Source organism: Janthinobacterium sp. GW823-FHT03B06 (genome assembly GCF_058796955.1).
Window position 1 is genome coordinate 181,496 of sequence record NZ_JBXAJE010000001.1, and the last position, 12,130, is coordinate 193,625.

The 12,130-nt window shown below is 58.9% G+C and carries 15 protein-coding genes; 3 read left to right on the forward strand and 12 right to left on the reverse strand.

What is annotated here, in order from left to right; genetic code table 11:
- Window positions 1–192: 192 nt before the first annotated feature.
- The 11 genes from AC1RBA_RS00875 to AC1RBA_RS00925 form a co-directional block, all read right to left on the reverse strand.
- The gene (locus tag AC1RBA_RS00875) at window positions 193–1,671 is read right to left on the reverse strand and encodes an ATP-dependent nuclease (protein ID WP_492416053.1); all 1,479 of its coding nucleotides are present in this window, start codon (window positions 1,669–1,671) and stop codon (window positions 193–195) included.
- A gap of 142 nt (window positions 1,672–1,813) precedes the next feature.
- Window positions 1,814–2,281 (reverse strand): phage virion morphogenesis protein, encoded by a 468-nt coding sequence (locus AC1RBA_RS00880; RefSeq protein ID WP_492416054.1) that lies wholly within the window; start codon window positions 2,279–2,281, stop codon window positions 1,814–1,816.
- Entirely contained in the window at window positions 2,278–2,766 is a 489-nt protein-coding gene (locus AC1RBA_RS00885) for a phage tail protein (protein WP_492416056.1), read from the reverse strand. Before AC1RBA_RS00885 ends, AC1RBA_RS00880 begins: the two co-directional genes overlap by 4 nt.
- Entirely contained in the window at window positions 2,750–3,262 is a 513-nt protein-coding gene (locus AC1RBA_RS00890; protein WP_492416058.1) for a lysis system i-spanin subunit Rz, read from the reverse strand. Before AC1RBA_RS00890 ends, AC1RBA_RS00885 begins: the two co-directional genes overlap by 17 nt.
- A complete protein-coding gene (locus tag AC1RBA_RS00895) occupies window positions 3,259–3,819 on the reverse strand; it encodes a glycoside hydrolase family 108 protein (protein ID WP_492416060.1) in 561 nt (186 codons plus the stop codon). Before AC1RBA_RS00895 ends, AC1RBA_RS00890 begins: the two co-directional genes overlap by 4 nt.
- Window positions 3,819–4,190 carry a hypothetical protein gene (locus AC1RBA_RS00900; RefSeq protein WP_035820867.1) on the reverse strand — a complete coding sequence of 124 codons (372 nt, stop codon included), beginning with the start codon at window positions 4,188–4,190 and terminating at the stop codon, window positions 3,819–3,821. Before AC1RBA_RS00900 ends, AC1RBA_RS00895 begins: the two co-directional genes overlap by 1 nt.
- A gap of 47 nt (window positions 4,191–4,237) precedes the next feature.
- Window positions 4,238–4,453: a tail protein X gene (locus AC1RBA_RS00905; RefSeq protein ID WP_492416061.1), complete on the reverse strand. Its 216-nt coding sequence runs from the start codon at window positions 4,451–4,453 to the stop codon at window positions 4,238–4,240.
- Window positions 4,453–4,956 (reverse strand): head completion/stabilization protein, encoded by a 504-nt coding sequence (locus AC1RBA_RS00910; protein ID WP_492416062.1) that lies wholly within the window; start codon window positions 4,954–4,956, stop codon window positions 4,453–4,455. The genes AC1RBA_RS00905 and AC1RBA_RS00910 overlap by 1 nt, the downstream gene beginning before the upstream one ends.
- Before the next feature lie 96 nt (window positions 4,957–5,052).
- Window positions 5,053–5,769 carry a phage terminase small subunit gene (gene gpM, locus AC1RBA_RS00915; protein ID WP_492416063.1) on the reverse strand — a complete coding sequence of 239 codons (717 nt, stop codon included), beginning with the start codon at window positions 5,767–5,769 and terminating at the stop codon, window positions 5,053–5,055.
- On the reverse strand, window positions 5,769–6,788 hold the full coding sequence (locus AC1RBA_RS00920) for a phage major capsid protein, P2 family (RefSeq protein WP_492402183.1): 1,020 nt from the start codon (window positions 6,786–6,788) through the stop codon (window positions 5,769–5,771). The genes gpM and AC1RBA_RS00920 overlap by 1 nt, the downstream gene beginning before the upstream one ends.
- 49 nt (window positions 6,789–6,837) lie before the next feature.
- Window positions 6,838–7,626, reverse strand: a complete 789-nt coding sequence (locus tag AC1RBA_RS00925) for a GPO family capsid scaffolding protein (protein ID WP_492416065.1) — start codon at window positions 7,624–7,626, stop codon at window positions 6,838–6,840.
- Window positions 7,627–7,762: 136 nt separating this feature from the next.
- Between AC1RBA_RS00925 and AC1RBA_RS00930 the strand changes: the two genes are divergently transcribed.
- From AC1RBA_RS00930 to AC1RBA_RS00940, 3 genes are read left to right on the forward strand one after another with little or no spacing between them, the layout of a single operon-like run.
- Window positions 7,763–9,562 (forward strand): terminase ATPase subunit family protein, encoded by a 1,800-nt coding sequence (locus AC1RBA_RS00930; RefSeq protein WP_492416066.1) that lies wholly within the window; start codon window positions 7,763–7,765, stop codon window positions 9,560–9,562.
- Window positions 9,559–10,629 (forward strand): phage portal protein, encoded by a 1,071-nt coding sequence (locus AC1RBA_RS00935; RefSeq protein ID WP_492416067.1) that lies wholly within the window; start codon window positions 9,559–9,561, stop codon window positions 10,627–10,629. Before AC1RBA_RS00930 ends, AC1RBA_RS00935 begins: the two co-directional genes overlap by 4 nt.
- On the forward strand, window positions 10,626–10,841 hold the full coding sequence (locus tag AC1RBA_RS00940) for a hypothetical protein (RefSeq protein WP_230503847.1): 216 nt from the start codon (window positions 10,626–10,628) through the stop codon (window positions 10,839–10,841). The genes AC1RBA_RS00935 and AC1RBA_RS00940 overlap by 4 nt, the downstream gene beginning before the upstream one ends.
- Before the next feature lie 113 nt (window positions 10,842–10,954).
- Here AC1RBA_RS00940 and AC1RBA_RS00945 read toward each other — a convergent pair whose 3' ends face one another.
- Window positions 10,955–11,776 carry an AlpA family phage regulatory protein gene (locus AC1RBA_RS00945; protein WP_492416069.1) on the reverse strand — a complete coding sequence of 274 codons (822 nt, stop codon included), beginning with the start codon at window positions 11,774–11,776 and terminating at the stop codon, window positions 10,955–10,957.
- Window positions 11,777–12,130: the final 354 nt, after the last annotated feature.

The window sequence follows — 12,130 nt, forward strand, 5'->3', positions numbered from 1 at the left end:
GACCACGGCAGACTGTGAGGTCTAAACTCATACTTTCCACTTAGAGGAAACGTGTGGATGGTCGCTACCGCAAGGCAGACAGAAACAATTTTTTAAAATCATTAACATGTAAAATTGCTATGAAAATTGAATGGTTTAAATTTTCAGTTTAAAAGATTGACACATAATTAAGATTGGGCGGCGTAGGATAAATCAGGCTTGTTTGCTGGTTAAAAGCAACTTTGCAAGAGCCGTTTCAAATTTTGAAAAATCAATTTCTCGCATTATGTCATCGCACAAGCTTTGCATAAAAACATCTTCAGAAATTCCGCGTTCCTGTAGGTTTTTCTTCATTCGGAAATAGAATTTTTTATCTGGGTTGTCTGGCGTTGTTTTGTACTTTGTATGATGCTCGGAAAGAAGGTCATCTATGGATTGAATGGTAAAATATTTATCATTCAATATTTTTTTGATTGAGGAATTTTTTGTCTCGAAAATCATGGCGTATAGAAACTTCTCGACACTCTTTATAGGTAAAAATAATTTCCGCATTGATTTAAAATCAATTCCAACATCTGCGGCAATATCTCCGTCAAGTATACTTGTTATCTCTCTGCCTAAACCAAGGACGTTGTGCATCAGTAAATCTTTGTGTAGTTGAAGAACATTATGCCATCCGCCAACTGGAACCACATGTACTAATTTGCTATCCTTCAACTTATTTGTTAATAAAATTTTATTTACAATACATGCTGCCAAGGCGTCTTCTACCAACAATAAATGATCAAATCCATCATGTTTATATACATCGCGAATTGCATAACTAGGAAAGCACGGATTTATTAAGTCTAAATTCCCATCATTATTTCTCAACATAAACATGTTCTTAGGGTCAATTTTTCGAATGACGTCCGGCGCATGGGATGTTAGATAGATAACGAGATTTCCATGTCCATCGTGAAGATCCTTCAATAAATCAAGAAAGCGGCTTACTGCAATAGGATGTAAGGCCAATTCTATTTCATCAATCAACACTAAAATTTTTTGATCCACAGGAAGTGATTTTCTAATAATTGCGTTATATACAAAATGCAATAACGATATTAGTAGGCACTCGCCAGAGCTCATCCGATATTGACTAATTAATTTTTCACCAACCATGTAAAAATAAGGTACATTGGCAAGATCAAACTTCCTTGCAATTCCTCTATTTTTAATTCTTTTTAATGTCTTGTAGTGATTGTAATTGCCATGCAGGATGAAGCTTAATTTTTCTTTTATATAGTCGTCAGATTCAACAATTTCCTCTGCGGATATTTTGTTTTCTTCTAGTAGACTATCAACTATTCTAGAGTCACTAAATCTCGTTCCGTAGAATAGGCTTCCTTCGTACATTCCATTGAATCTAATTTTTTGGAAGGGTGTTTCTGTTCTCCACTGTTCGTTTGAAAATTTCCAGCTGTCTACTTTATCTGAATAATCGAAACCCACATAAGATTGATCTGTAAAATCTTCTGCTCGTAATGCCCTTAACCTATACTTGCTCGTTAATTGTGAAAGTGCAAGTAGTAAGGTGCTTTTCCCACATCCATTATTTCCAACAAAGCAATATACGCCACTTTCTAACGGCAATTCAAGCGCTGCATGCTTAATGCTTTTAATATCTTTAATAACGACTTTTACATTTTCCACTAAATCTCCGATAAAAAATTAATATTAAATAATTTGCAATTATAGTTATCTTAAATGCAATATTCAAAGAGGCGGTGTTTTTACTTTCTCAACTCTAACTCATTTGATAACGAATGTCAGTTGAAGTTTACGTTGCAGCCGCTTAGTTTTTTCTCATGTGGAGCAGAAAAGATTCGCGGATCAATGTGCGATCCTTTCTACTTAACCCCAGCAGCGGCCGCTCCGGGTACTTGTAGACGGCCCCTTTTTTTGACACGCGGTCTTGCCGGCCAAACTGATGCACATGCGCCACGCGCGCCACCCAGCCAAGGAAACCGACCTCGATCTGGTCGCCAGTCGCCTTCACCTTCAGGTGTTTGGCGGTGCGAATCTTGGAGAACATCGCCGCCTTCTGCCGCTTGATCCGTCCATTCTTCCCCTTGAATTCCTTGCGCCGCTTGCGCGCCGGATAGGCCGTGCCGTCCGGTCCTTGCTGTGCCTTGATGCGCTGCGCCTGGCTGCGGCGCAAGTCGATGGCCACCTTGTGATGGATGGCGCGGCGCTGGGCCGGCTGCAGCTTGGCCAGCAGGGCGCCGGCCCAGGCTTCCAGCGCGTGCAGGTCGTCGCTCATGGCGTTGCCTCGGGCGTGCGCCATTCGGCCAGCAGGGTGTCGCCGGCATACAGCTTCCAGAAGTCGTCCGCGTAAGCCGGCATGTGCTGTATCTCGGCCAGGTGCTTGATGTCGAGGCGGCCCGCCTCGCCGGCCTTGACGGCCACGCGCTCGGTCAGGTCCAGCTTGATGGAAATGTCGACCGTTTCATGGTTATTAAAATCGACCTCGAAGGCGATGCCGTGCTTGCGCGTTTCCTCGTTGGCCATCAGGTCGAGCTGGTGGACTTTGAGCCAGGCGATCAGGGCCACCATGATGGCGTCGGCGTCGCCCGCGTAGTCGGTGACGATCAGGTTGAGTTTGAAGCGGTATTCGAAGGAGAGGGAGGCGGTGGCTGACGCCACCACGTTGCCCTCGTCGGCGAAGACCAGCAGGCGGTCGGGGTCGCGCTGCAACTGGGGAATCGCGGCGGCCAGGTGCTGGCGCAGGCTATTCGGTTTGTACATGGTAGGTGTCTCGTACTAGGTTGTAGGCGTCGATGCAGGCGTTCAGCTGGCGGGCGGCGTCGTCGCCGTCGCCGGCAATGGCGTCAAGAGCTGCCGCAGTCGCTGGGTCAAGTTCGGCGCGCGTTTGGTGCCGATGGCCTGCGGCAGCGGCGGTATCTGCAGTGGTGGCGCAGTGGCCGCCGGCGACGGGGATTGACAGGCGCACAGCGCCGCTGCGCAGATCAGCATTGAAACGGTCGCGTTCAGTTTTTGCATGGGATTGCTCCTGGTTGAGGTGGTCGGCGCGCTGTGCCAGGGCGGCGCCGGCGGCGCGCTCCAGCGTCAGCACGCGGGCGGTGGCCCGGGCCAGCGCGGTGGCGGCGGTTTTCTTGTCGGTGGCGGCCTCCCGCTGCAGCTCGGCGATGCTGGCCTCCTTGCGCCAGCCCTGCGCCGTCCAGCCAGCCAGGGTGCCGCATAGCAGGCAGGCGGCCAGCGGGCGCCAGGTGGTGGTGCTCACATGGCCACCCTTTCCTTGATCCAGCCGAACAGAAAACGGCGCTGGGTCTTATTGGCTTCGGTGATTTCCAGGTAGCGCGCCGCCTGCAGGCCGTTCAGGGCGCGCAGCAGCACGGCGGCGCCATCCTGGCCGCGCCATTTCAGGAAGGATGCAAGGGCACCCAGCGACTGCGCACCCAGGCGGCCGTCGACGAACAGGGCGGGATAGCGGGCGCCCGTGTCATTAAAACCGTTCAGCCAGCGCTGCAGGAACTCGGCCGCGCGGTGCGGTCCCATGTTCACGCCCGTGTCGATCACCTCGGTGCCGATGCCGGCATGCAGGGCCAGCACCTGGTCGAACTTGGGTTCCGTGATGTAGCGCGCCGTGTAGATGGCGCGCGCCAGGGCAACGGGCAGCTCGCGCATCGGGCCTTGATAGCCGTTGGCGCGCGCCACGGCGACAGTGATGCCGTAATTGGTTTCGCCGCCCTTGTCGTGCTGGTCGTTCACATAGCCGCCTTCGGCGCGCAGGATGGCGTCGATGACGTGCGCGATCAGCGGGTTTTCCATGGTGGCCATCAATGCTCCTTCGCGTCTTTGACCAGCTCGGCGATGTCCTTGTCGCTGCGGCGCTGGAACCACAGAGCGACGGCGCGCGATACCCACCAGCCGGGCGCGCCGACGATCAGATCGATGGCGGAGGCGTTGACCATGGCGCCGATGGCCGGGAGCTGGGCGCACAGCAGCTGGTACACGGTGCCGCCCAGCAGGCACGAGAACACGCCCGCGCAAGCCAGGCGGGCGACGAATTCGCCCTTGTTGAAGGTGCCGTCGCTGTTCAGCGGTGGCAGCACGATGTACAGCATGGCGGCGCCGACCATGCCCAGCGCCGCCTTGAAGCCGTACAGTTTGACCAGGGTGGCGAAACCACCAAACGATTCTGCGGACATTGCTTGTTTCTCCATGATGAGGATAAGTAGAGGTGTTGTTAAAAAATTTAGTCCCATAGCTGCACAAGATCGGCGGCGGCCACCTGTCCCGTGCTGGGCGCCGGCTCGGGCAAGGTGACGACCAGGCCGGCCGGCAGCACGGCGCCGTGGCGCGCCAGGGCGGGATTCAGCGCCAAGGCCTGCTCGACGTATCCCGCGCCGTCGCCCAGGTAGCGCCATACCAGGGCGTCCACCGTGTCGTGCTGCCGCGTGCGCACCTGCATCAGATCAATTCCACGGTCAGGTGCGTGCGGCCGACCATATCGGCGATGGCCCATTGTGCATTGCGCCGCTGCGCGCCGGGGGCGTCGTCGAGCCACTCCATGCTTTTCTTGTCGCTCACGGAAGTGGCCGTGCTGTCGTAGTCGCGGTAACGCTCGATCAGATCGGCTTTCGCCGTGCTGTAGACGGCGCGCCGGTACTGCGCCAGCAAGCGCGATTCGCGGTTGATGCGTGTGGCCGGCACGTCCACCAGGGCGGCGATACCGGCAGCAGCCTGCTTGCCCTGCCAGTCGGCCAGTTCGCGGTTGACCTGCAGGATGGCATCGACCACGGCTTGCACCAGGCGCGCGTCGGTGACGGTGCCATCCAGGCGCATGGCGTCGCGCATATCGGTGAGCAGGATGTCGGGAAACCAGCCGTCGTTCTCGATGATGCCAGCGGCCGGCGCGGGCGGCGCCGGGGTGGTGCCGGGTGGGATGGACGGGGGCAGGGCCATGAAGGACATACGGGGCGCTTTCAAAAAGGGGGCGGTGGACGGGGTTCATCAGGCAAATGAATTAGCCAGAATCCCCCCGTGTCGCCGTGCTGCGGGGGATGCTCTTTACGTGGAACCGGCCGCGCGCTTGAGGCGCCGCTCCAGCCGTTCCATATCTTTCTTGACGCCGCAGGACTCGGACAGGGCGCGCGCGCGTTTCAACTGAGCCATGGCGTTTTCCGCCTGCGCCACCAGTTCCGGGGCGATGTCCGTCTCGTCCGCCTGATCGAGCACGGCGATCATGGCCAGACCGATGGCCTTGTGCAGCTTGGCGCGCGCCTGGTCGGGCGCGTCGCTGGCGGCCGTCAACTGCTCGACGGTGCCCAGCACCTGGGCCGCGTGCTGCGGATCGGCGGCCAGCTTGCCGTGCAAATAGCCTTCGGCGAACTCGTCTAGCATCAGGGTGGCGATGTCGCGGCTGTAGGTGTCGGGCAGGGTGAACTTGTGCGCCAGCGCGTATTCGGCCATGACCAGGGCGCGGTCGTACTCGCCCGTGTCGATGTGCCACACCAGCAGGGTGGCAAACACGTCATCCTGGGCGCCCTTGCCGCCGGCCAGCACGCCGTCGATCCACTGTGCATAGTCGGGCAGCAAGGTGGCCTTGACCTCGATCTTGCGTTCCACCGACTGAATGGCTTTCAGGCGCCGCCGGTCGTCGGCCAGCTTGTAGAGCATCAGCTCGTAGGCCGTGCCGGTGGTCACGCCCTGCGGCGCGGCGGCGCCGGCCGTGCGCTCGGCCAGCATGCGCGCGCGGTGGCGCAGGGCGGGGGATTGGTTGCTCATCACTTGTCTTTCAGCTCGATGTTTTCCACCAGCGCAGCCAGGCCCAGGTCTTCGATCACGTAGGCGTCATTCGACGACTCGTAATTCTCAATGCGGTCGCGCTTCGGTTCGTCCACCACGCGGCGGCGGCGCGCGCCGTCCTGGAAGTAGATCGACAGATTGTCGAAACGCGTGATGAGGATGGCGTTGTCCGGGAAGTAGGGCACGCGCGCCGCCGGCAAGCCGCCGATGCGTTTCTGGCTGATGATGATGTCGGCCGCCAGGGTTTCCGTGGGCGCCTGCTTGGTGTTGACCAGCGGGAAGTATTTATCGTTCAGCAGCTTGCGCCCGACGATGGCCACCAGGTTGGTGTCTTCCTGATACCACGGGTCCAGCAGGTTGACGGCATCGGTGACGGCCGCGTCCAGGTTGGCATAGTCGGCGCCGTCCACGTCGCCGATGACCACCTTGCCCGGCATGCCGGCTGCCACCAGGCCCAGCACGCGCTCGGGCGCCTGTTCACGCAGGTGCTGCAGCCAGCCCTTGTTCACGTCCTGCAGCAGCGGATTGGCGGCCAGATCGGTGGTGGCCATGACTTTCACGCCATTGAAACCGATGACGATGCGGTCCAGCGCCTGGCGCGTCAAGATGGCATTGGCGACGCGCGATTGAAAGTCCTGGAACTTGGCCCAGGCGTCCAGCTTGGCATAGCTCAAATGCGTGTCGAAGTTGGTCTGCTCGCAGCGGTACTTGGTGCTGTCCAGGGTGGACAGGTCGCGCGTTTCGCGTTCCTTGTCCTTGGTGTTGGTGCGGCTGGCAATCGGACCGGACACGCCCAGGCCCAGCTTTTCGCCTTCCTGCTCGCCCACGCCGATGATGTTCACTTTCGACAGGAATTCGCTCGATTCCTGCATCTTGTTTTCCAGCTTTTGCTGCACGCTGGGCGTGACGCTGAAGGTCTTGGCCACGTTGTCCGTGTCGTTCAGTTGGCCCAGGCGGGTTTCATATTGGCCAAAGACCTGGCGCGTTTGCTTTTTCATAAATAATTGCTCCGTTGTTGATTGGGGTGTCGTGGAATGGCGCGGGCGCTTAAAACTCGGTCTGCACGGCGCCGTCGTTGCCGGTGGCGGCCGGGCGGCGCGGGCCGTTACCGGGCGCTTCGTCCATTTGCGCCTTGAAGGCGGCCAGCTCGTCCTGCGTGGCCTGCAATGCCGTTTCGGCTTTCTCCAGGCGCGTCACGGCGTCCGCGTAGTTGTCGTTGACGGTGACGACGTGGCCGGCCAACGCCTGCACGGCCTCGCTGATGTCCGCGAACTGCGCCGCGTCGGCGCCGGATTTATTCGAAAAGCGCGACAGCAGGTTTTTCACGGCGTCGGCCAGCTTGGTGCCCTGCGGCTCATCAAACTCCAGCGTCACCTCGACGGCGGAGGTAAACAGGTTGGCGCTTTGCTGCTTGCGGCTGGCGGAGAATTGCAGCGCTTCGGTGCCCAGGCTGGCCGGGCTGTCGGTGACGCCCAGGCCGACCAGATAGGGTTGCGCCGTGTCGGCAAAGTCAGGCTGGATTTCCAGACTCGTGTACAGCTTCTGTTTCGCCTTGTTGATGGCGACCAACTCCGGCGTGGGTTCGATCTGCGCGAACAGGGCCAGTTTCTTGCCGCTGTCGGTGTCCACTTCCTCGGCCTTCACCGCGATCACGTCGCCGTAGGCTTTAAATTGGCTGTCGGGCAGGATGCCCCGGATGTGTTCCAGCCAGATGCGCGCGCCGTAGGTTTTCGGGTTGTAGGTCGCGGCGATCTGCTCGATGGTGGCGCGGTCGATGTTGCGGCCGTCCGTGGTGGCGCCTTCGGTGGCGACGCGGAAGAATTTCGATTTGGACATGGTAGGCGTTCTCGGTTGATCGGATAACGCCATGGTCAACGTCTTGGCGCTGCGATTCAATGCGGGGCGGGTTGCTATGGGCCATAGCGACTTTTGCCTTCCCCCGCTTTGCGCGCGCGCGGCCTACGCTGGCGGCATGTTAGGAATCCATCAAACCCCTGAAGAAAAAATCGCCGAACTGGCCGTGCCCGAATCCGAGCCGCGCCGCGCCGCCCGTGCCCTGTACTGGAAGGGCTGGCGTATTTCATCCATCGCCCGACACTTAGGGGTAAAGCGCAGCACGATCAACAGCTGGAAGGCCCGCGACGAGTGGGACCAGGCGCAGGCCATCGAGCACGTCGAGGCAGCGGCCGAGTTGCGCCTGGTGAAACTGATCGAAAAAGAGGTCAAGAGCGGCAGCGATTACAAGGAAATCGATCTGCTGATGCGCGCCATCGTGCAGGCGGCGCGCGTGCGCCGCTATGAGCAGCCGGGCGGCAACGAGGTGGACCTCAACCCGAAGCTGGCGAACCGCAATGCCGGCCCGAAGAAGAAGCCGACGCGCAACGACTTCAGCGACGAACAGCGCATTCAGCTGCTCGACGCCTTCCAGGACTCGCTCTTCGACTATCAAAAGGTCTGGTATCGCAACGGCGACCAGCGCACGCGCGCCATCCTCAAGTCCAGGCAGATCGGCGCCACCTGGTATTTCGCGCGCGAGGCGCTGGCCGACGCCATGGCGACGGGCCGCAATCAAATCTTCCTGTCCGCCTCCAAGAGCCAGGCCCATGTCTTCAAGCAATACATCGTGCAATTCGCGCGCGAGGCGGCCGGCATCGAGCTGACGGGCGACCCCATCGTGCTGCCGAACGGCGCGCATCTGTACTTCCTGGGCACCAATGCGCGCACGGCGCAGGGCTACCACGGCAATTTCTACTTCGATGAATTCTTCTGGACGCAGAATTTCCAGGAGTTGAACAAGGTGGCCTCGGGCATGGCCATTCACAAGAAATGGCGCAAAACCTACTTTTCCACGCCATCCTCGACCACGCACCAGGCTTACCCGTTCTGGACGGGCGAGCTGTTCAACAAGCGCCGCGCCAAGGCCGACCAGGTGAATATCGACGTGAGCCATGGCCGCCTCTCGTCGGGTTTTACCGGCGAGGACAAGATATGGCGCCAGATCGTCACCATCCTGGACGCCGAGCGCGGCGGCTGCAACCTGTTCGACATTGACGAGCTGCGCAACTTCGAATATAGCCCGGACCAGTTCGACAACCTGCTGATGTGCAACTTTATCGACGACTCGGCCTCGGTCTTCCCGCTGGCCGAGCTGCAGCGCTGCATGGTCGATTCCTGGGTCGAATGGGACGACTACAAGCCGTTGCTGGGCCTGCGCCCGTTCGGCAACCGGCCCGTGTGGATCGGCTACGACCCGGCCTTGAACGGCGATAGCGCCGGCTGCGTGGTGCTGGCGCCGCCCATGACGGCCGGCGGCAAGTTCCGCATCCTGGAGCGCCACCAGTGGCGCGGGCAGAGTTTCGAAGATCACGCCGACGCCATCCGCCAGATGACCCAGCGCTACAACGTCGAATATATCGGCATCGATACCACGGGTATGGGCATCGGCGTGCTGCCCATCGTGCGCGGCTTCTTCCCGGCCGTCACGGCCCTGAACTACTCGCCCGAAGTCAAAACCCGCATGGTGCTGAAAGCCAAAAACATCATCAGCAAGGGCCGGCTGGAGTTTGACGCCGGCTGGACCGACATCGCGCAGTCGTTCATGGCCATCCACAAGACCCTCACCCCCAGCGGGCGGCACGTGACCTATATCGCCGGCCGCAGCGACGAAACCGGCCACGCCGACCTGGCATGGGCCTGCATGCACGCCCTCGATCACGAGCCGTTCGAAGGCACCACCGACAACCACCACTCTTTCATGGAGATTTATTCTTGAGTAAAGCACGACACTTGCGCGGCCAGCAGGCCGGGGGCGCACCATCCACAGCGGCCACGGTCATTGCCACGGCGCCGGCCGCCGCCGGCATCGAGGCGTTCTCCTTCGGCGACCCCACGCCCGTGCTCGAGCACGCCGACATTCTCGACTGCTTCGAATGCTGGAAGAACGGCCACTGGTACGAGCCGCCCGTCAACCTGGCCGGCCTGGCCAAGTCGTTCAACGCGGGCGTGCACCACAGCAGCGCCATCCACTTCAAGGCCAATGTGCTGGCGTCCACGCTGATTCCCAGCAAGTACTTGTCGCGCGACGCCTTCAAACGCATGGCCCTGGACTTCCTGACGTTTGGCAATGCCTACCTGGAAGACCGGCCCAGCCGCAGCGGCAAGGCGCTGGCGTACCAGCATGCGCTGGCCAAGTACATGCGGCGCGGCGTCGATCTGGATACCTATTATTTTGTGAACGGCTACCAGGCCGTGCACCAGTTCGACAGGGGCCGCGTGTTCCACCTGATGGAGCCGGACGTGAATCAGGAGCTGTACGGCGTGCCGCAGTACCTGAGTGCCTTGCAGTCGGCCTGGCTCAACGAGGCGGCCACCCTGTTCCGCCGCAAGTACTACAAGAACGGCTCACACGCGGGTTTCGTGTTCTACATGACGGACGCGGCCGCCAACACCCAGGACGTGGACAACCTGCGCCAGGCCATGCGCGACAGCAAGGGGCCGGGCAACTTCCGCAACCTGTTCATGTACGCGCCGAACGGCAAGAAGGACGGCATCCAGATTTTGCCGGTGTCGGACGTGGCCGCCAAGGACGAGTTTTTCAACATCAAGAGCGTCACGCGCGACGACCAGCTGGCCGCGCACCGCGTGCCGCCCCAGCTCATGGGCATCCTGCCAAACAATGCCGGCGGCTTCGGCGCCGTCGAACCTGCCGCGCGCGTCTTCGCGCGCAATGAGCTGGTGCCGCTGCAGGCGCAGTTCGAGGCGATCAACGAGTGGGCCGGCGTGGAAGTGGTGAGGTTCGCCCCGTATGACCTGGCCACGGGCGGGGAGGGCACGGCATGAGCGACCACATCGACAACACCGACAAGATCATCTTCGCCGAAGTGGCGCGCGGCCTGGCCGCGGTGCGTGGCCGGTCCGCCCTGGTGGCGCACGGCTGCTGCCATTACTGCGACGAGGCGCTGGCGCCCGCGCTGCTGTTCTGCGATGTGGACTGCCGCGACGACTACGACAAGGAGCAGGCGGCCAAGGTGCGCGCCGGCCGTCCAGCATGACCGCCACGCCGCGCTGACCGGCAGGGCGGGGCCGCGCCAGCGCAGCCACGTCAGAGCGCCCCAGCCACCGCACAGGCCGCCCACGAGGCGGCTTTTGTATTTGCGACGTACCGTTAAAGTGCAGTGGCTGGGTACCATTCGCTCACTACTGCCGCGACGGCGCCGTGAGCATGTGACCACTTTTCCTCGTTGCTCTCGAACCGCTTATTTGGCAAGACAATGTGCTTGTCAGCCGCTCGTAACGCGAACCATAAATCGTTCTGCAATTCTGATCGCCCATAATCACCACTCCCATAAGGAGTCACCACAATGATTTTTTTGTTTTGAGCACGCGCATAACCGATCTCAACCAATGTACCGAATGCCGTGAGATCTTCCAAAAAAGCGACAAAGATATCTGCACGTGTTATGCCTTGGATTGCACCTCGATAAGCGGCGCCTTCCGCCCATTCGGGGCTGCATGTGGTGATTCCGTGCCTATAGCCGTGATAACTGCCTCGTGCCTTCCAGGGGCCGGAGTAAAGGAAGTTGACATTTGTGCCATGAAATGTCATTAATTCAGGTTCAGCAATTAAAACGTCGTTGTCGCCTCTATCCATCTCTAACTCTCCGCTCTTCATGGATTCAGCAACGTTAAATATCCGCCAACATGAAAAGCTGTGCCCCGGTTGCTTGTTGTCGAAAGGCTCCCCCATTTTTCCCGCCATATAGATTATCGGCAGGTCACGCGATGCAGTTCGGCGACCACGTTTCTTGCTGATCCAAATATCCACGTCGGCTTGGCTCCAGCCCACCGCACGTTCACCGAGGGAGATAGATTTTGGGAATTCGTGTGCGCTCTGTAGCTTGTAGATCATTGATCGCGAAAGTCCAGTTCGAGCCATAACATCTTCGATACGTAAAATGTTGTCGTTGGTGAAATTAAAAAAGCTCATAAATTTCCTTTCGAAGTGGTGTGGACGCCAGTGGACATTATGAGACTTCTGTGAACTCTGTGCAATGGAAATTTCGAGAGCCGGGTTACATGTTAGTGACGCTCGCCTGGTATTTTGGGGGCGAATGAGTGCCTGTTGCGCAGCAGTCTGAATGTCGACCTTACCCCCCATCCCTTGCGCTCGCATGCCAAGGTGATGCTGCGGCAGGGCTGTCAGCGCCGCAGCGGCCGCCCGTGCCCACGGTCATGAATATGTTCAATATCTTAAAAGCAATCAAATGCCCTTTATCGGCCCGGCGCGCGCAGTTGTCCCCCCTCCACACCTGCCCGCTATATAGGGCTCTTTTGACTCAAA

Coding starts and splice junctions, on each gene's coding strand:
- gpM (WP_492416063.1), bottom strand. CDS start 5,769: ATGAGCAACCAATCCCCCGCCCTGCGCCACCGCGCGCGCATGCTGGCC.
- AC1RBA_RS00905 (WP_492416061.1), bottom strand. CDS start 4,453: ATGCAGGTGCGCACGCGGCAGCACGACACGGTGGACGCCCTGGTATGG.
- AC1RBA_RS00880 (WP_492416054.1), bottom strand. CDS start 2,281: ATGAGCGACGACCTGCACGCGCTGGAAGCCTGGGCCGGCGCCCTGCTG.
- AC1RBA_RS00930 (WP_492416066.1), top strand. CDS start 7,763: ATGTTAGGAATCCATCAAACCCCTGAAGAAAAAATCGCCGAACTGGCC.
- AC1RBA_RS00925 (WP_492416065.1), bottom strand. CDS start 7,626: ATGTCCAAATCGAAATTCTTCCGCGTCGCCACCGAAGGCGCCACCACG.
- AC1RBA_RS00895 (WP_492416060.1), bottom strand. CDS start 3,819: ATGGCCACCATGGAAAACCCGCTGATCGCGCACGTCATCGACGCCATC.
- AC1RBA_RS00920 (WP_492402183.1), bottom strand. CDS start 6,788: ATGAAAAAGCAAACGCGCCAGGTCTTTGGCCAATATGAAACCCGCCTG.
- AC1RBA_RS00900 (WP_035820867.1), bottom strand. CDS start 4,190: ATGTCCGCAGAATCGTTTGGTGGTTTCGCCACCCTGGTCAAACTGTAC.
- AC1RBA_RS00910 (WP_492416062.1), bottom strand. CDS start 4,956: ATGTCCTTCATGGCCCTGCCCCCGTCCATCCCACCCGGCACCACCCCG.
- AC1RBA_RS00940 (WP_230503847.1), top strand. CDS start 10,626: ATGAGCGACCACATCGACAACACCGACAAGATCATCTTCGCCGAAGTG.
- AC1RBA_RS00885 (WP_492416056.1), bottom strand. CDS start 2,766: ATGTACAAACCGAATAGCCTGCGCCAGCACCTGGCCGCCGCGATTCCC.
- AC1RBA_RS00945 (WP_492416069.1), bottom strand. CDS start 11,776: ATGAGCTTTTTTAATTTCACCAACGACAACATTTTACGTATCGAAGAT.